This window comes from Streptomyces coryli (assembly GCF_011044975.1).
Taxonomy (GTDB): Bacteria; Actinomycetota; Actinomycetes; order Streptomycetales; family Streptomycetaceae; genus Streptomyces; species Streptomyces coryli.
Genome location: NZ_JAAKZV010000183.1, coordinates 1 through 16,880 on the forward strand (window position 1 = coordinate 1; position 16,880 = coordinate 16,880).

A 16,880-nucleotide genomic window follows, 5' to 3' on the forward strand; every position below is an offset into this window, starting at 1 on the left:
GGGGCGGCACCTCTCGATCATGGGACGCGGGGGAGGACCCGGCAACGCGAGCCGGGCCTTCCGTACCATGGGCAGCATGAGTGCTCCCGCCGCAGAAGCCCGCCGTGTCCTGCTCGCCGCCCCGCGCGGTTACTGCGCCGGCGTGGACCGCGCGGTCATCGCCGTCGAGGAAGCCCTGAAGCAGTACGGGGCGCCGGTCTACGTCCGTCACGAGATCGTCCACAACAAGTACGTCGTCAAGACCCTGGAGAAGAAGGGCGCCATCTTCGTCGAGGAGACGGAGGAGGTGCCGGAGGGCAACATCGTCATCTTCTCCGCCCACGGCGTCGCGCCGGTCGTCCACGAGGAGGCCGAGCGCGGCAAGCTCGCGTCCATCGACGCCACCTGCCCGCTGGTCACCAAGGTGCACAAGGAAGCGGTCCGCTTCGCCAAGGAGGACTACGACATCCTCCTGATCGGCCACGAGGGCCACGAGGAGGTCATCGGCACCTCCGGCGAGGCCCCCGACCACATCACGCTGGTCGACGGCCCGGGGGATGTGGAGAACGTCTCCGTGCGGGACGAGAACAAGGTCGTCTGGCTGTCGCAGACCACGCTGTCGGTCGACGAGACGATGGAGACCGTCGACGCGCTGGAGAAGAAGTTCCCGAATCTGCTCAGCCCGCCGAGCGATGACATCTGCTACGCGACCCAGAACCGGCAGGTCGCGATCAAGCAGGTCGGCGCCGACTCCGATCTGGTGATCGTCGTCGGCTCGCAGAACTCGTCGAATTCGAAGCGGCTGGTGGAGGTCGCGCTCGGGGCCGGGGCCTCGGCCTCGTATCTGGTCGACGGCGCCGATGAGATCGATGAGGCCTGGCTGGAGGGCGTGACCACGGTCGGCGTGACCTCCGGCGCGTCGGTGCCGGAGGTCCTGGTCGACGGGGTCCTGGACTGGCTGGCCGAGCGTGGCTACGGCGACGTGGAGATCGTCCAGCCGGTCCAGGAGTCGATCACCTTCTCCCTCCCGAAGGAGCTCCGCCGCGACCTGCGCGCGGAGGCCGCGGAGAAGGTGAGCGGCGGCTCTTCGGAGGCGTAGCGGTTTCGGGCCGGTCGCGTCGCTGCCGCCTGCGCGCCTGGCGTACGGCCAGCAGGGCCAGCCAGCGCACGAACACCACCGCGACGGACGCGATCGTCCCGGCGTACAGCCACGGCGCCTGCAGCGCCAGGTCGGTGCCGATCGCCATCACCCGGTCGACGATGCCGCCGGCGCCGCTGCCCTGCGCCGCCAGCAGCCCGGCGGCGAACGCGATCGGCGCCGCCACCGGGGCCGTGACCAGGTCGGCGGGCCGTACCCAGACGGCGGCGGCGCCGGTGACGAGCAGGAACACACACCCGTAGAACACCGGCATCCGCTCACCCGACCACTGCACCAGCAGCCCGGTCAGCAGCATCGCGCCGACCGCCAGGAGGCCGCTGCCGAGTGCGGTCAGCCGGGGTCCTGGCGGGTGCAGGACCCGCTCGATGGCGGTGGGGACGGCACCTGCCGGGGCAGACGGGAGCCCGCCTCATGACTGCGTCCCGGCTGCGGACCGTGCTTGCGCGTACCCGTACTGTGATGCTGCACCTCACCACCGTAGGCCGCGAGATGCCGGGAAACCCCTGACATGCACGAATTGCGCCTGCTGTGTCGGGTGTGGGTTACGGCGGATCGTTGCCCTGGGGCACGGCCCGTAGAATGGACGACTGTCCTCACCCCAGAAGCTCATCGCAGCCACCCACAGCCCCGGGAAGTCGCCACGTGTCGCTCACGATCGGAATCGTCGGTCTGCCGAATGTCGGCAAGTCGACCCTGTTCAACGCCCTGACCAAGAACGACGTGCTGGCGGCCAACTACCCGTTCGCCACCATCGAGCCGAACGTCGGCGTGGTGGGCGTCCCGGACACCCGCCTGACGAAGCTGGCCGAGATCTTCGGCTCGGCTCGGGTGCTCCCGGCGACGGTCGACTTCGTCGACATCGCGGGCATCGTGCGGGGTGCTTCCGAGGGCGAGGGGCTGGGCAATAAGTTCCTCGCGAACATCCGCGAGTCCGACGCCATCTGCCAGGTCATCCGCGCCTTCGAGGACGAGAACGTCGTCCACGTCGACGGCAAGGTCTCGCCGAAGAACGACATCGAGACGATCAACACCGAGCTGATCCTCGCCGACCTCCAGACGATCGAGAAGGTGTTGCCGCGGCTGCAGAAGGAGTCGCGGATCAAGAAGGACCTGGCCGCCAAGGTGAAGGCGGTCGAGGAGGCGCAGGCGATCCTGGAGGACGGCCGCACGCTCTTCTCGGCGGGCATCCGCCAGGGCACGGAGCCGGCGGAGCCGCTGCACGACCTGCACCTGCTGACGGTCAAGCCCTTCCTCTACGTCTTCAACGTCGACGAGGACGAGCTGACGGACGAGGCCTTCAAGGAGGAGCAGCGCGCTTTGGTCGCCCCGGCGGAAGCCATCTTCCTCAACGCGAAGCTGGAGTCCGACCTGGCGGAGCTGGAGGAGGACGAGGCCCTGGAGCTGCTCCAGTCGGTGGGCCAGGAGGAGCCCGGCCTCGAGACGCTGGCCCGGGTCGGCTTCAACACACTCGGCCTGCAGACCTACCTCACGGCCGGCCCGAAGGAAGCCCGCGCCTGGACCATCAACAAGGGCGCCACGGCGCCCGAGGCGGCGGGCGTCATCCACACGGACTTCCAGAAGGGCTTCATCAAGGCGGAGGTCATCTCCTTCGACGACTTGGTGGCGGCCGGGTCGGTGGCGGATGTGCGGGCGGCGGGGAAGGCCCGTATGGAGGGGAAGGATTACGTGATGCAGGACGGGGACGTGGTGGAGTTCCGCTTCAACGTGTAGCGGCCTGGTTGCGCTCCCGGGAGATCACCGAATCGCCTACAGGGGTTGGTGGTTGGGGATACGTTGTGCGTCGGAAGCAGGTTCGAGGCGCGCGGCGGGGAGTGTTGTATGGCTGGGGTGGGCGGGTCGGAGGCGGGGATGTCCAGGGTTGACTCCTCGGTGTCGCATGTGGCTCGGATCTGGAATTACTGGCTGGGTGGGAAGGACAACTACCGGGTCGATCGCGAGGTCGGTGATCAGATCACGGCGATTCTGCCGGATGTGCCCGTGCTGGCTCGTGCTTCGCGGGATCTCCTCGGTCGCGTCGTGCGGCATCTGGTCGGAGAGGCCGGTGTGCGCCAGTTTCTGGACATTGGCACCGGGCTGCCCACCGTGGACAACACCCACGAGATCGCCCAGCAGGCAGCCCCCGAGTCGCGCATCGTGTACGTCGACAACGATCCCCTCGTGCTGGCGCACGCCCGCGCACTGCTCACCAGCACACCCGAGGGTGCCACCGCCTACATCGACGCCGACCTGCGCGACCCGGAAACGATCCTCAAAGGCGCTGCCGGAACGCTGGACTTCACCCAGCCCATCGCCCTGCTGCTGATGGGCATCATGGAGTTCATCACCGACGACGAGGAAGCGTATGGCATCGTGCGCCGCCTGCTGGACGTCCTGCCCTCCGGCAGCTATCTGGTGATGTACGACGGCACCAACGTCATCCACCGTGAGCGGTCGGATCAGATCGTCGAAGTCTGGAACGCCACCGGCAACGCCCCGCTCGTCCTGCGTACCCCCGAGCAGATCGGCGCCTTCTTCGACGGTCTGGAGCTGCTGGAGCCCGGAGTGGTCTCCTGCACCCGGTGGCGGCCCGAGCCCACCTCGTTGGGCGAGCCCGATGAGGTGGACGCCTTCTGCGCGGTCGGGCGCAAGCCGTAGGGCACCGTTATCGCCATGTGATCGCTTGGGCGGCAACTCTTCGGTCGTGGTGTGGGTCTGGTTGGTGAGCCGATGAACTGGTCGGTTTGCGTTCCGCTTGATTGAGATAAGAGAGATCCCCTCCATGCGAGCTTCTGCCGTCCGGCGTACCGTCATGACCGCTTCCGCGGTCTCCCTTGTTGTCCTCGTCGCTGCCTGTGGTGGTACGGAGCAGAGCGGCGGTGGTGACAGCGAGGGCAAGGCGAAGCCCGTCGTCAAGGCGCTCAGTGCGGCGGAGCTCGGGAAGGTTGTGCTCGGGCCGGGGGACATCGACGGGCACAAGGTCGAGCAGCCCAAGAAGGGCGATGCTTACGAGGCCGGTGACGTGTCCGCCGACAAGGCCGACTGTGAGCCCCTCGCGCAGGCCTTCTCCGGGGTGCCGGTCGGTGCGCCCGCGCGGAGTGAGCAGCGTGTCGTCTCCGAGGAGATCGACAAGGACAAGCAGGAGATGCCCTCGGTGGAAGAGCTCGCCGAGATGTCCGAGGAGGAGGTCCAGGAGGCGACGTTCGCGACCATGGACGCGACGAAGACCATGTTGAGCGTTTCCTCTTACGACGGTGCGGGCGCCGAGAAGACCGTCGCGGCGCTGCGGACCGCCGCCAAGAAGTGCGCGGGCGGCTTCACCGTCACCGCCGACGGCGAGAAGCAGCGGGTCACCAAGATCGTCGCTGACCAGGTGGCCGGCGGGGACGAGAACCTTGCCTGGACCGTGACCGCCACGTCGGACGGCACCTCCGCGGAGACCAAGGTCTCCGTCGTACGCAAGGGCGGCACGCTCGCCGGCTTCGCCTCCTGGAACATCGCGGCCGTCGGCGCCGGCAAGAAGTACGACCAGCCGACCGAGGTCATCGACGCCCAGGCGGCCAAGCTCCGCTGACGCGTGATCGCGGCGGAGAATTGCGCACAGTCAGTACAAACGGGTCGGGGCACGTTCGCACGCAGGTGCGTAGTGGGCTTCTCGTGGAGCCGCTAGCTTCCCGCGCATGACACTGTCGCGGAGGACTTTGCTTGCTGCCGGTGCCGGGGCGGCCGTGGGCGGGCTGGGGCCCGTCTGGTCCGCGTCGGCCTCGAGTGGTGGCCGCCGTATCCCCGTCTCCTTCGGCTGGATGGACGGATACCAGGACCCCGCCACACCCGCGCGGCTCAACAAGGTGGGGGTCCTGAAGGCCGGTTACGCCGCCGCCAGGAATGTGCTCGTCCTCGTCCCCGGCACCTCCGCCGGTGCCGCCTACTTCCTGCCGCTCGCCCGCGACATCGTCGAACGGACCCGGGGGCGCTGGCAGGTGTGGGCCGTCGAGCGGCGGGAGAACGGGCTCGAGGATCACTCGATGCTGGATGCGGTCAAGGCCGGCAAGGCGGGGCATCAGGAGCTCTTCGACTACTACCTCGGCTGGCTGGTCGACCCGGGCATCACCGAGCACTTCCAGCCGGTGCCGGACGCCGATGTGCCGTACGCGCGGGGCTGGGGCATGAAGGTGACCGTCGGGGATCTGCACCGGGTCGTACGGGCCGCGGGGCGGCGCGGGCGCCGGGTGGTGCTCGGCGGGCACTCGCTCGGCGGGTCGATCGTCACCGCGTATGCGACCTGGGACTTCGGCGGGCGGCCGGGGGCGAGGGCGCTGGGCGGGCTGGTCTATATCGACGGCGGCAGCCATCCGCAGCCGGTGACCCCGGAGCAGGCGCGGCAGTCGCTGGAGAGTCTGCGGGCCGGGACGCCGTGGCTGGCGTTCGGGGGGATCGGGGCGCCGTTCCTCGGGCTGTTCTCGGCGACCGGTGCGCTCGGGACGATCACCAACCCCGACGGGCCCTCGCTCGGCCAGGCGTTCCCGCTGCTGCCGGCGAATCTGAAGCCGCCGGTGCCGGCCACCAATGCGGGCCAGTTCGGCTATGCCGTCGATACCGAGACCTCGCCCGGCGCCCTCGTCGCCGCCCAGGTCCATGCGGGGCGGCTGGCGGCGGCCGGGGAACCGCGCGGCTGGGATCAGGCCGGGGAGATCACCCCGCTCCGGCGGTACGCGGAAATGCTGTCGGGCTATGAGGTGCAGGGCGTGGACGGATCCGCCTGGTACCACCCGCTGCGGCTGACCATCGACTCCGGCGCCGTGGCGGCCGGCAACGCCAATCCCGCGCAGGACGTGCTGGATCTCAAGGCCGTACACGGCCACCGGCTGGGCCGCCGGATGCCGATCTACGCCTTCGGCGCCGCCCTCGGCGGTCAACGGGTGCTGGACGGGGCCGCGTTCCTGGCCGCGCAGTCGGGGATCCCGGACCGCGCCCTCACGCTCGTCGAGCGGGCGAGTACGTACTCGCACAATGACCCGAGCTCAGCGAGCCCCGACAGGAATGAATTCCTGCACCACCTGCTGCCCTTCCTGTCCCGAGCCGGCCGGTGAACGCCTTGGCCAAGGCGTTCACCGACCGGTCGGCAGCACTGCTTACGGACGGTCCACCACGATCCGGCCGCTGAACGGGGTGCTGCCCGCCATGCCGGAGCCGTAGTTGGCTTCGACCTCGGCGCGCTCCTCAGCATTGGGCTGGGGGTTGGTGCAGTCGACGCCCGCGGTGGAGCCGGACATCAGCGAGGAGCAGGGGCCCGGCTTCATGTCCGGCAGGCCGAGGCTGTGGCCCAGTTCGTGGGCGGCGATGCGGGTGGTGTCGTAGCCCTCGGTCACCGCCTGGCGCCCGAACCATACGGTGGCCGAGCCGCCGGGGCGTACCGGACCGAGCTCGGCGCGCGGCCAGCCGTCGTCGGCGATGATCTGGATCTCGGCCTGCTCGCCCGAAGCGGCCTTCTCCAGCTGGACGTTCTCGAGGTTGTCGTTCCACACCTTGACGCCCGCGGCGACCGCGTCCTTGAACTCGGCGGCCTGGCTGTCGTCGTAGTGCAGCACCGTCTGGGCGGCCGGTGCGGGTGCGGGGTCGGTTTCCGGGGCGGCGGTGGCCGTCGCGGTCGTTGCCATGGTGAGCGCGGCGATGCCTGCGGCGAGGCCGAGGCCCAACTTTCGCAGCATGGGGGGTGCCCTCCTCTGGTCCGAAGTCCGGGTGTGCCGCGGGTGGTTACCGCGGAGGACCCGGACGACTCCTGGGTCAGGAGCGGCCCGAGTCTAGGGTCACCACCTGACGTCCTGCCAGACCAGGCGATGGTCGGAGGAGACCACCGGATAGCCGTCGCCGACCAGTCGGCGCAGGTCATCGCCGGAGTCCGGCCAGAACACGCCGTTGCCGGCCGGGGTCAGGCCGCGCGACGGCAGCACGTAGTCGACGCGCAGATTGCCGGGTGCGTTGTTGCCGGAGTCGGCGAAGTCCGCGGTGTCGTAGCGGGGATCGCCGCGGTGGCCGGCGTTGGCGCCGCCCTGATCCTTGGCCGCCTCCACGCCGCCGCTGCTGGCGGGCGGCTCGGCGAGCGGGTGCAGGCGCGGCGAGGCGAGCAGCTGCCGGATGGCGTCCGAGCCGTCACCGTCGTACGGGTCGGAGTTCTGGTCGCCGGCGATCACGAACCGGGCGCCGCGGGCCAGGCCGCCGCGCCGGCCGGCGTCGTCGTAGAGGTAGGCAGCTTGCCGGCCGCCGGCGATGTAGTCGGCCCAGAGCCTGACCTCGTCGTAATTGCGGCGGTGGTTGCGCTGCTCGGGGCCGTCGAAGGCGGGCGGGGTGGGGTGCGAGGCGAGCAGGTGCACGGTGCGGCCGCCGCCGAGGCGGACCGGGATGTCCCAGTGGCTCTTGGACGACAGCCGCAGCACCTCCAGGGCCTGCGGGCTGTAGTAGTCCGCGGGGATGCGGTTGCCCGGCATGTCCGCCCAGCGGAAGGTCCGGAAGCTGCGCATGCGGTGCAGGTCGAGCGGATACTTCGACAGCACCGCCATCCCGTACTGGCCGGGGAAGAAGCCGTAGCCGTAGGCGTCCTGCCCGTACGCGTCGCTGCCCGGCTCGGTGACGGCGCCGTTCTTCCCGTCGAGGTCGACGCCGCTGGGCACGCCGGTGTTGACGGGGCCCGCGTAGAAGTAGGGGAAGTGCACACCTGGGGCGCCGTGATGGCCGGTGCGCAGGTAGTTGCGCTGCAGCAGGCGCACCGCGGCGCCGGCGGGCACGTAGTCGAACTCATTGAGCAGCAGCACGTCCGGGTCGACCCGCTGGATGATCTCGGCGACCGCCTGGATCTGCGGGTCCGCCCCGCCCTCCAGGTCGGCGAGCAGCTGTCCCTCGGCGCCGCGGTTCAGATACGAGTTGAACGTCGCGAAGCGGATCGTGCGGGGCCGGTGGCGGCCGTCGCTCTCGGCCGCCGCCGCGGGGGCGGTGGCCGCGGCGAGCGTCGCACCGGCGAGGGCGGCGAGGGTGCGGCGCCGGGTCAGTGGGGTCGTAGAGGCGCGGGAGTCCGGTGACATGGCGCAGAGTCTGCGCGGACACCCGCGGCCCGGGCAAGGGGCCGCGGGTGAACGGTCGATGAGGTCACTACGTCGCGCGGGACCTCCGGTACTCCTCGACCACCAGGTCGGTCAGCTCGCCCACCGAGGTCTCCGCCGTCCGCTTGTCGAAGGTGATCTCGCCGTGCTGGAGCAGGTTGACCCGGTCGCAGACCTCGAAGACCTGGGCGTAGTTGTGGGCGATGATGATGATGGAGACCTCGCCGCGGGCCTTGAGGTCGCCCACCAGGTCGAGGATGAGCGCGCCCTCCTTGGCGCCCATCGCGGCGAGCGGCTCGTCGAGGAGGAGGATTCTGGCCTCCGAGTAGACCGAGCGGGCCACGGCGATGGCCTGGCGCTGGCCGCCGGAGAGCTTGGCGACCTCGACGTCGACCGACGGGATGTTCACCCCCATCTCGTCGAGGTGCTCCTGGGCGATTCTGCGCATCGTGCGGTTGTGCAGCAGCCGGGTCCGCCCGACGCGCTCCCGGTTGAGGAACATGTTGTGGTAGACGGTCAGTTCGTTCACCAGCGCCAGGTCCTGGTAGACCGCGTCGATGCCGAGCGAGCGGGCGTGGTCGACGGACTTGAGCACCACCTCCTCGCCGTCCAGCAGGATGCGGCCCGTGTCGGGGCGGTGGAAGCCGCAGAGGATCTTCAGAAGGGTCGACTTCCCGGCGCCGTTGTCGCCGACCAGGGCGAGCACCTCGCCCTTCTCCAGCCGCAGGTTCACGTCCCGTAACGCCGTGACCGCGCCGAAGCCCTTGGCCAGGTGCTCGACGGCGAGCGCCGGTGCCGTAGTCACCGGTACCGTATTCATCGGCGTCCCGCCCTTCGCAGCCTGGTCAGGTGCACGTTGAGCACCATCGAGATGATGATCGCCAAGCCGAGGATGATGTTGAACGGGTTGGCGCTGATGCCGATCAGGTTGAAGCCGTTGCGCAGTTCCGCGAGCACCAGCGCGCCGAGCAGCGCGCCGACCACCGTGCCCGAGCCGCCGGCCAGCGCCGTACCGCCGATGACCGCCGCGGAGACGGCGACGAGCATCGGGGCCGCGCCGTCCGCGCCCGCCGCGCTCGGGTCGATCGAGTTGACCCGGAAGGCTTCCAGGATTCCGGCGAAGGCCCCCAGCGAGCTGGTGACCATGAAGTTGCCGATCTTGATACGGCCGGTCCTGATGCCGGCCTCGCTCGCGCCGAGCGGGTTGCCGCCGGTGGCGACGGTGTGCAGACCCCAGCGGGAGCGGGTGAGCACGATGTGGAAGAACGCGACGATGATCAGGCACCAGATCAGCTCCGACCAGTCCGCCTGCCCGAACCAGCCCGCCAGCCCCTCGGCCGCCTCGGGAATTGCCGCCGGGTACGCGTGCGACGTGGTCAGCATGATGCCGAGGACGAGGAAGAGCATGCCGAGCGTGGCGACGAACGACGGCACCCGCAGCACGACCACGATGAGCCCGTTGGCCAGCCCGATCGCGGCCCCGGCCAGCACCGAGCCGATGATCGCGACGATCGGGTACACGCCGTAGAAGTCGACCATGTAGTGCATCAGGAACGGCGCCAGCACGAAGACGCTGCCGACCGACAGGTCGATCTCCCCGCAGACCAGCAGCAGCACCACGCCGGTCGCGATGATCGCGTACGGGGCGGTCTGCTGCGAGAGGTTGACCAGGTTGTTGTGGGACAGGAAGTCCTCGTTGTTGGCCCAGAAGTACAGCAGCAGGCCGACCGCGACGATGAAGATGGTGGCCTCGCGGCGGACGACGAAGGCGTCGAACGCGAGGCGCAGCCGGCCGGGCTGGCGCTGCGGCGGGGAGCCGGGCCCCGGGAGGTCCCCGCCGATCGTGTCCCGCGCGGTGGTCTCGCTCATGTGTGGGCGATGGATCCGGAGCGCTTCACGTACTGCTGCTTGGTGCTGGAGCCCTCGTACCGGGTCTTCGTCTTCAGATACGGATCGACGGTGTCCTCGGTCACGAAGAGCAGCCCGGTATCGGTGATGCTCGGCATCACCAGGCCGCCGGAGAGCCGGTACATCCACAGGTAGAGCACGGTCAGGAAGCCCTGGAGATACGGCTGCTGGTCGATGGTGAAGTCGAGGCTGCCCTCCTTGATCGAGGTGAGCGTGTTCGGGTTCATGTCGAAGCCGCCCGCGACCACGCCCTTGCCCTTGAGGTCGTACTTCTTCATCACCTTGCCGACGGCCTCCGTGGAGCCCGCGTCGACCGCGAACATGCCCTTGAGGTCCTTGTGTCCGCTGGCATACGCGTCGATGGTCGACAGCTCCTTGGGGAGCTCCGCGCCGCTGGCGACCGACTTGAAGCTGATGTCCTTGCCGGATGCCTTGATCGCGTCGGCGGCGCCGTCGATGCGCGGCTGGATGTTGAGCGAGCCCGGGGTGGCGATGAAGCCGACCGCGTCCCCGCCGTCCGGCATCAGGTCGGCGATGCGTTCGCCCATCTGGACGCCGGATTCGTAGAGGTCCTGCCCGATGTAGCAGAGCCGGCTGGTCCCCGGGTCGCCCTTCGAGCCGTCGGCGTTGTACGAGACGGTCGGGATGCCGGCGTCCAGGGCCTTGTCGACGGGCGACTTGAAGGCGTTCTTGTCGACGACCGCGACCGCGATGCCGTCGGCCTTCGCGGAGACGGCCGAGGTCATGGCGCTGACCATCTCCTGGACGCTGGAGTCCTTCGAGCCGGTCCACTGGAAGTCGGCGCCCAGCAGCGCGCAGGCGTCCTGCGCGCCGTACTGCGTCGGGGTGAAGAAGGGGTTCGTCGTGACGTGATTGACGAACACGAACCGCCACTTCGGGGTCTCCGGAAAGTCGCCGGCGCCGCCGCCCGACGACTCGTTGTCGCTCTTGTTGTCGGCCGAGCAGGCGCCCAGCAGGGCGGCCGCGGCGGCGGAGGCGCTCATCACCCCGGCGCCGGTCAGTAAGCGCCTTCTCGCGAGACCGTTCAGACCGAGCGTTTCGACGGCCTCTTCCACCTTGGGATCGATCTTCTTCATGGCCACTCCGGCGAGCTCGGCCCGCATCGTCCGATATTTCGAACTTCGTTCGGGCTGTTTAGTGGCTGTGAACGTAGAACCGGCTCAAGAGGTCGTCAAGGCACGGGGGCCTATCAGCTGTCGCCCCAGAGTTCGGCCGCCGTCTCCGCCAGCAGCCGGAGCTTGGCGACCTGCTCGTCGTACGTGAGGGCGTTGCCCTCGACCGTGGAGGAGAAGCCGCACTGCGGCGAGATGCACAGCTGGTCGGCGTCGATGTAGCGGGCGGCCTCCTCGACGCGGCGCTTGAGGGCGTCCTTGTCCTCCAGCGCGCCGCGCTTGGTGGTGACCAGGCCGAGGACGACGGTCTTGTCCTTGGGCACGAAGCGCAGGGGCTCGAAGCCGCCGGAGCGCTCGTCGTCGTACTCGAGGAAGAAGCCGTCCACGTCGAGCTGGGAGAAGAGCGCCTCGGCGACGAAGTCGTAGCCGCCTTCCGCGGCCCAGGAGGAGCGGAAGTTGCCGCGGCACATGTGGGTGGTGACGGTCAGGGAGTCGGGGCGGCCGGCAAGGGACGCGTTGATCTGCTTGATGTAGCGCTCGTGCTGGTGCTCGGCGTCGCCGCCCTGGTCGGCCATCATTTGCCGCTGCCGCGGGTCGTTGAGGTAGGCGAGGCTGGTGTCGTCGAACTGCAGGTAGGTGCAGCCCATCTCGGCGATCCGGCGGACCTGCTCGGCGTAGGCGGCGCTCAGGTCGGCCCAGAAGGGCTCCAGGTCGGGGTAGACCGCGGGGTCGATCGCGGCCCGGCCGCCGCGGTAGTGGACCATGCTCGGCGACGGGATGGTGAGCTTGGGGACGTTGGTCGTGACCTGGGACTGCAGGTACCGGAACGCGTCGGCGAAGATCGTCTCGTCCAGCCGGATCCGGTCGTGCACGCGCAGGGCGGCCGACTGGAACTCCAGCTCGCCGCCCTCGTTGTAGAAGTGCACCGCGATCTTCTCGTCGGTGGGGCGGATGCCGCCGAGCTGATAGATGAAGTCCATGTGCCAGGAGGTGCGCCGGAATTCGCCGTCGGTGGCGGTGCGCAGCCCCACCTCCTCCTGCATACGGACCACATCGCGTACGGCCTCGTCCTCCACCTCGCGCAGCCGCTCGGCGGAGATCTCCCCGCGGGCGTGCTCCTCCCGCGCCCGCAGCAGCCGCTCCGGCCGCAGCAGACTCCCGACATGATCGGCCCGGAACGGCGGACGATTGCGAACAGCCACGACGGCTCCCTTCGACGCTGATGCTCCATCAGCCCTACACCCGGTAGGTGTACGCGGCAAGGGTCCGGCCCGCGGGTATCAAGTCCCGGGCCGGCCGCCGCCATTCAGGCGGTCCGCCAGGCGGGTGGCGTTCATGTGGGCGATGGCCTCGATGGAGATCATGGGGTTGACGCCGGACGATGTGGGGAAGCAGGAGGCGTCCGCCACGACGACGTTGGGGACTTCCCAGGTGGCGCCGTCGGGGTTGGTGGCGCTGGTCTCGCGGGAGCCGCCCATGCGGGCCGTGCCCATGATGTGCAGGGCGGCGATCGCGCAGCGGCCGGGGGCGTAACCGGCGGTGCGGCAGGCGGCGATGAAGTCGTCGTGGGTGCCGCGCCGGTCCGGCTCGTAGGAGGGTCCTGACTGGTGGGCCGAGGAGATGCGGCGGGCTCCGGCGGCGGCCAGGATTCTGGCGGCGCCCTCGATGCCGGCGTGCAGGTGCGCCGCGTCGTGGTCCGAGAGGCGGTAGTGCGGGACCGGTTCACCGTCGCGCGCCACCTTGACCGTGCCGCTGTCGCGGTCGCGGGTGATGATGCCGACTCCGGCGGTGTGGCCGAGGTCGCGCAGCGTGGCCTGATGGGCGGCGCCGCCGCGCCAGTTCATGAATCCCTGGACGGCCGCCGGGTTGCCGGGGCCGGTTTCGTAGATGACGCCGTGACCGTGGCCGTCGAGGTCGCTGTGCTCGCGGGAGTAGCGGGTCTGCATGCCGCCCTCCCAGGGGCGTATCTCCTCGTCGAAGACGCCCCATACGGCGGTGGCGGGATGCAGTCGGAGGTAGCGGCCGATGGCCGGGTCGGTGAAGCCGGAGCGGCGCAGCAGCGCGGGGGTCTGGATGGCGCCCGCCGCCGCCACGACGGCCCGGGCGCGGACGGTGACCGTGTGGCCCGCGGGGGTGCGGCCGCTGACGCCGACGGCTCGGCCGCCTTTGCGGTCGATCGTACGGACGTCGGTGTTGATGACCAGGCGGGCGCCGGCTGCCTCGGCGTCGGCGAGCCACGTTTTCGTGACCGACTGCTTGGCGCCGAGGCGGCAGCCGTAGCCGCAGCGGCCGCAGTCGGTGCCCATGTCGCAGCCGACGACGTTGCGGGGCATCGCGTCGACGTGCCAGCCCAGGGCGCGCAGGCCGCGCTCCATGACGGCGTCGCGGGACGAGGCGACGCTGTGCTCGCCATTCACCGAGAGCCGGCTCTGCACCGCCTTGATCGCGCGGGTGTACTCATCGTCCGCGAACTGGGTCGCGCCGAGAGCGGCCCACTCGGCGCGGACCTCGGCGGGGGTGGGGAAGGACGTCGTCCAGTTGACGACCGTGCCGCCGCCGAGGCAGGTGCCCGCGACGAGCGAGATCTGGCCCTCGGCGGTGGACCCGGGGCCCGGCGCGTAGAGCCGCCGCAGGCCGGTGTGTTCGCCGCCGTCGAAGTCGGCGTCGTCGTAGTAGCCGCCGCGCTCCAGCACGACCACGCTGAGCCCGGCCGCGGCCAGGACCGCGGCCGCGGTGCCGCCGCCCGCGCCGGAACCGACTACCACCACATCGCAGTCGAGGGCGGTGTCGGCGGCCGGTGACAGCGGTGCCAGCCGCGGGCGCGGGGCGTCGGGCAGCTTGCCCAGCGGACCCGGGTACCCGATGGCCTCCCAGACCGGTGACGCCCCGGACGGGCCGGGTGCCAGCAGGTAGGCGGAGGTCGCCAGGCCGCGCAGCGCCTGGAACAGCACCCGCTTGCGCTCCGATGGCGAGTCCCCCAGGCGGAGCATCAGCTCCTCGCGGGCGCCGGGAGACAGGTGCGAGAACCGGCGCCCTCCCGTACCCAGGAACAGGCCCGCCGGCCGGGAGTCCCACGCCGAGAGCAAGGTCGCGAGCTGCTTGCGGTCGGCGGCGCGCGGCTGGGCGGCCACGAGGCCTTCGGCGATGGCCGCCGCTCCGATCGCGCCGGCGGACGGAAGCGTGTCGCCGTCCCCCGGGGCGAAGGTGTCACAGATCGCGTTGAGCGCCGCCCGCTGACGGGAGTTGAGCTGCATGGGACCGTCCTGTCGCACATCTGGCCGGGAGGGGAGTCTTGCGGCTGCCTGGCGACGCGAAACAACCACGTCGTGCCGGCAACCGCAAGACTCCCGGCTCCCCGCCGGAGGTCAGACCCGGTCGGCTGCGATCAGGAGGTACTGGAAGGAGCCGTCCTTGTAGGAGTTGATGAAGGCGTCCTCGATGCCGGTGACCAGGGAAGAGGTGGCCCTCAGCTCCCAGTAGGGGAGAGTTGCCCCGGTCAGGTCGATGATGGTCTGGGGGACGAGGCGGTTGTCGGCCATGGCGCGGAGGTATTCGCGGCGGGAGTGGATGTTGCACTCGAAGTGCGCGTTGATCTGTGAGACCCACTTCGAGGGCTGGCCGTACCGCGGGTTCCAGCAGCCGGTGATGGTGACGTAGCGGCCGCCGGGGGCCAGGATGCGGGAGTGTTCGGCGAAGAGGTCGTGGAGGTCGACGTACATGCTCGATTCGTTGTTCCACGACGCCGAGACCTGGCCGGTCTCGAAGGGCATGTCGAGCATGTTGCACACCCGGGCCTGCACCCGTTCCTGGATGCCGAGTTCGCGGGCGCGCCGGTTGGCGAAGTCGGCCTGCTTGGCCGACAGGGTGACGCCCTCGACCCGGCACCTGAAGCGCTGGTGGGCCATGACCATCGATCCGCCCCGGCCGCAGCCGGCGTCGGCGAGCAGGTCTTCGACCCGGCGGGGGCCGAGGTGGTCCAGAAGGACGTCGGTCTGAGCCGACTCCAGGCGGTGGAGTTCGGCGATCAGTTTGCGCTCGTAGTCGCCGGCGCCGGGCTTCCCGAGCGCGCTGTGGTCGATGTCGCCCACGCCGTAGTGGTGGTGGTACAGGCCGTCTACGTCGCCGAGGCGAAGGTTCACCGGCCTGGCTTCCTCGTCCCAGTACCGGGCGATGTCGCCCTGGTAGGGCGACGCGGGAGCGGGCACGAACGGGGTGCTCGCCGTGCTCGCCGTGTTCGCGCCGTTCGCGGTGTTCTCGGTGATGGTGGCGGTGTACTCGGTTGTCACAAAAGTTCCAATCTCACCAGAAGTCGGGCAGGCTGTAGCGGTAGGTGTTGGACTGGTGCCAGTAGTGGTTGCCGTCGACCCAGGTGGCCACGCCCCGCAGGAAGCGCTGTGCACTCGGGACCGGGCAGGCGGCGGCCAGGGCGGCGGCTTCGGCCTCGAAGGTGTGCATCAGCTCGTTGTGGACCTCGATCGCCTTGAGGTACGCCTCGCGGGCGGGCAGCCCCTCGCGCTCGGAGATCACCACGGGCAGATTGAGGTGCAGACCTGGGCTCTTGAGCTCCTTTGTGTACGAGTACAGGTCGTTGACGATGGTGGTCGCGTTGCCGGCGAGCGCGATGACCCGCTGCATGGCCGGCTGGGCGTGGAGGTCCGCCGGGAGTTCGTAGCCGCCGACGGTGTCGGTGATGGTGGGGCAGGGGCGGAAGTTGTTGAACTGGCGCATGGCCAGGTACTCCCACACCTCGGGCACGTGATCCGTCTGATCCCAGGCCCCCTCCGCGAGATAACCCAGGTGCAGGCGGGCGATGTCGTGCCGGAACCGGTCGGCCTGGGAGGCGGTGGCCTGCCGCAGGAAGTAGCCCATGGCGGAGCTGTACGCGCGCCGGGGCCCGTCCGACTGCAGCGAGCGGGTCCACTCCGGCTCGTACTCCCGCGTCGTGTGCAGCGGGTCCAGGGCCGTGTGGGCCAGCAGGAGGCGCCCGCCGAGGCCGACGGGTGAGCCGCCGTGGTCTTCGCAGTAGCAGTCGTCGACCGCGTTCTCGGCCACCATCAGCCGGGTGGCGATCATCAGGTGGTCGGTGGTGGGCGCGTCCGGATGGCAGGCCGCCATGTAGCGGCCGATCCCGAAGCCGTCGAACTGGTCCTCCCACTCCGGCGGATACAGCTCGACTTCCTCCACCGCCCATGCCTTGGCCCGGCGGTCGACCTCCGCCACCCGCGCCGGGTCCGGCTCCGGTACCGGGTGGTGGTACAGGCCCGGGATAGGTGTGCCCGCGGGCTGCGCCTCGACTGCCGCCCGGACATCCGGTTCCGGCGGTTCCGGCGGTTCCGGCGGCGGTTCCGGAAGGCGATATGCCTGTGCCAAGCGCGCTGCCGTCGTGCCGAGCCCGGTGGGCCCGGCGAGGCGCGGACTGTCGCTGGTGCGGTGCATTTCAGTGGCCGATTTCCACGTCTTCGAGGATGCCGAGGGCGTCGGGGACGAGCACCGCGACCGAGAAGTAGGCGCTTACCAGATACGAAATGATCGCCTTTTCGTCAATGCCCATGAAGCGCGCATTCAAGCCTGGCTGGATTTCATCGGGAATTCCCGTCTGGTGCAGCCCGA

At 69.9% G+C, this 16,880-nt stretch carries 14 protein-coding genes and 2 pseudogenes; 5 read left to right on the forward strand and 11 right to left on the reverse strand.

What is annotated here, in order from left to right:
* Nucleotides 1-67: 67 nt before the first annotated feature.
* On the forward strand, nt 68-1,078 hold the full coding sequence (locus G5C51_RS29975) for a 4-hydroxy-3-methylbut-2-enyl diphosphate reductase (RefSeq protein ID WP_165241765.1): 1,011 nt from the start codon (nt 68-70) through the stop codon (nt 1,076-1,078).
* Here the strand turns inward: G5C51_RS29975 and G5C51_RS29980 are convergent.
* Nucleotides 993-1,505 (reverse strand): DUF6542 domain-containing protein, encoded by a 513-nt coding sequence (locus G5C51_RS29980; RefSeq protein WP_420824869.1) that lies wholly within the window; start codon nt 1,503-1,505, stop codon nt 993-995. The genes G5C51_RS29975 and G5C51_RS29980 overlap by 86 nt on opposite strands.
* A 275-nt stretch (nt 1,506-1,780) precedes the next feature.
* Between G5C51_RS29980 and ychF the strand changes: the two genes are divergently transcribed.
* The 4 genes from ychF to G5C51_RS30000 all read left to right on the forward strand — a co-directional run bounded on the left by ychF (nt 1,781) and on the right by G5C51_RS30000 (nt 6,225).
* A complete protein-coding gene (gene ychF, locus G5C51_RS29985) occupies nt 1,781-2,869 on the forward strand; it encodes a redox-regulated ATPase YchF (RefSeq protein ID WP_165241769.1) in 1,089 nt (362 codons plus the stop codon).
* Nucleotides 2,870-2,977: 108 nt separating this feature from the next.
* Nucleotides 2,978-3,793: an SAM-dependent methyltransferase gene (locus G5C51_RS29990; protein ID WP_165241771.1), complete on the forward strand. Its 816-nt coding sequence runs from the start codon at nt 2,978-2,980 to the stop codon at nt 3,791-3,793.
* A 154-nt stretch (nt 3,794-3,947) separates the two neighbouring features.
* The gene (locus G5C51_RS29995) at nt 3,948-4,709 is read left to right on the forward strand and encodes a hypothetical protein (protein ID WP_240930019.1); all 762 of its coding nucleotides are present in this window, start codon (nt 3,948-3,950) and stop codon (nt 4,707-4,709) included.
* Between the two features lie 106 nt (nt 4,710-4,815).
* Complete coding sequence (locus tag G5C51_RS30000) at nt 4,816-6,225, forward strand: hypothetical protein (protein ID WP_165241775.1); 1,410 nt, start codon at nt 4,816-4,818, stop codon at nt 6,223-6,225.
* A 42-nt stretch (nt 6,226-6,267) separates the two neighbouring features.
* On the opposite strand, the gene G5C51_RS30005 is transcribed toward G5C51_RS30000, so the two are convergent.
* From G5C51_RS30005 to G5C51_RS43290, 10 genes and pseudogenes are all read right to left on the reverse strand, one after another.
* On the reverse strand, nt 6,268-6,843 hold the full coding sequence (locus G5C51_RS30005; RefSeq protein ID WP_165241777.1) for a snapalysin family zinc-dependent metalloprotease: 576 nt from the start codon (nt 6,841-6,843) through the stop codon (nt 6,268-6,270).
* A 99-nt stretch (nt 6,844-6,942) separates the two neighbouring features.
* Nucleotides 6,943-8,211, reverse strand: coding sequence for an endonuclease/exonuclease/phosphatase family protein (locus tag G5C51_RS30010; RefSeq protein WP_165241779.1), 1,269 nt, complete (start codon nt 8,209-8,211; stop codon nt 6,943-6,945).
* A 67-nt stretch (nt 8,212-8,278) separates the two neighbouring features.
* The gene (locus G5C51_RS30015; RefSeq protein WP_338118352.1) at nt 8,279-9,034 is read right to left on the reverse strand and encodes an ATP-binding cassette domain-containing protein; all 756 of its coding nucleotides are present in this window, start codon (nt 9,032-9,034) and stop codon (nt 8,279-8,281) included.
* Nucleotides 9,035-9,045: 11 nt separating this feature from the next.
* Nucleotides 9,046-10,098 (reverse strand): ABC transporter permease, encoded by a 1,053-nt coding sequence (locus tag G5C51_RS30020; RefSeq protein WP_165241783.1) that lies wholly within the window; start codon nt 10,096-10,098, stop codon nt 9,046-9,048.
* The gene (locus tag G5C51_RS30025; RefSeq protein ID WP_165241785.1) at nt 10,095-11,234 is read right to left on the reverse strand and encodes a sugar ABC transporter substrate-binding protein; all 1,140 of its coding nucleotides are present in this window, start codon (nt 11,232-11,234) and stop codon (nt 10,095-10,097) included. The genes G5C51_RS30020 and G5C51_RS30025 overlap by 4 nt, the downstream gene beginning before the upstream one ends.
* A 113-nt stretch (nt 11,235-11,347) precedes the next feature.
* Nucleotides 11,348-12,472 carry a 5-methyltetrahydropteroyltriglutamate--homocysteine S-methyltransferase gene (locus tag G5C51_RS30030; protein WP_165241787.1) on the reverse strand — a complete coding sequence of 375 codons (1,125 nt, stop codon included), beginning with the start codon at nt 12,470-12,472 and terminating at the stop codon, nt 11,348-11,350.
* Nucleotides 12,473-12,550: 78 nt separating this feature from the next.
* Nucleotides 12,551-14,524: a GMC family oxidoreductase gene (locus G5C51_RS30035; protein WP_165241789.1), complete on the reverse strand. Its 1,974-nt coding sequence runs from the start codon at nt 14,522-14,524 to the stop codon at nt 12,551-12,553.
* A gap of 111 nt (nt 14,525-14,635) precedes the next feature.
* On the reverse strand, nt 14,636-15,532 hold the full coding sequence (locus G5C51_RS30040) for a geranyl diphosphate 2-C-methyltransferase (protein WP_165241791.1): 897 nt from the start codon (nt 15,530-15,532) through the stop codon (nt 14,636-14,638).
* A 37-nt stretch (nt 15,533-15,569) separates the two neighbouring features.
* A pseudogene (locus G5C51_RS30045) lies at nt 15,570-16,679 on the reverse strand (family 2 encapsulin nanocompartment cargo protein terpene cyclase); the annotation flags it as partial.
* Nucleotides 16,680-16,707: 28 nt separating this feature from the next.
* A pseudogene (locus G5C51_RS43290) lies at nt 16,708-16,880 on the reverse strand (Crp/Fnr family transcriptional regulator); the annotation flags it as partial.

Coding starts and splice junctions, on each gene's coding strand:
- G5C51_RS29975 (WP_165241765.1), top strand. CDS start 68: ATGGGCAGCATGAGTGCTCCCGCCGCAGAAGCCCGCCGTGTCCTGCTC.
- G5C51_RS29990 (WP_165241771.1), top strand. CDS start 2,978: ATGGCTGGGGTGGGCGGGTCGGAGGCGGGGATGTCCAGGGTTGACTCC.
- G5C51_RS29995 (WP_240930019.1), top strand. CDS start 3,948: ATGACCGCTTCCGCGGTCTCCCTTGTTGTCCTCGTCGCTGCCTGTGGT.
- G5C51_RS30000 (WP_165241775.1), top strand. CDS start 4,816: ATGACACTGTCGCGGAGGACTTTGCTTGCTGCCGGTGCCGGGGCGGCC.
- G5C51_RS30005 (WP_165241777.1), bottom strand. CDS start 6,843: ATGCTGCGAAAGTTGGGCCTCGGCCTCGCCGCAGGCATCGCCGCGCTC.
- G5C51_RS30010 (WP_165241779.1), bottom strand. CDS start 8,211: ATGTCACCGGACTCCCGCGCCTCTACGACCCCACTGACCCGGCGCCGC.
- G5C51_RS30020 (WP_165241783.1), bottom strand. CDS start 10,098: ATGAGCGAGACCACCGCGCGGGACACGATCGGCGGGGACCTCCCGGGG.
- G5C51_RS30025 (WP_165241785.1), bottom strand. CDS start 11,234: ATGAAGAAGATCGATCCCAAGGTGGAAGAGGCCGTCGAAACGCTCGGT.
- G5C51_RS30035 (WP_165241789.1), bottom strand. CDS start 14,524: ATGCAGCTCAACTCCCGTCAGCGGGCGGCGCTCAACGCGATCTGTGAC.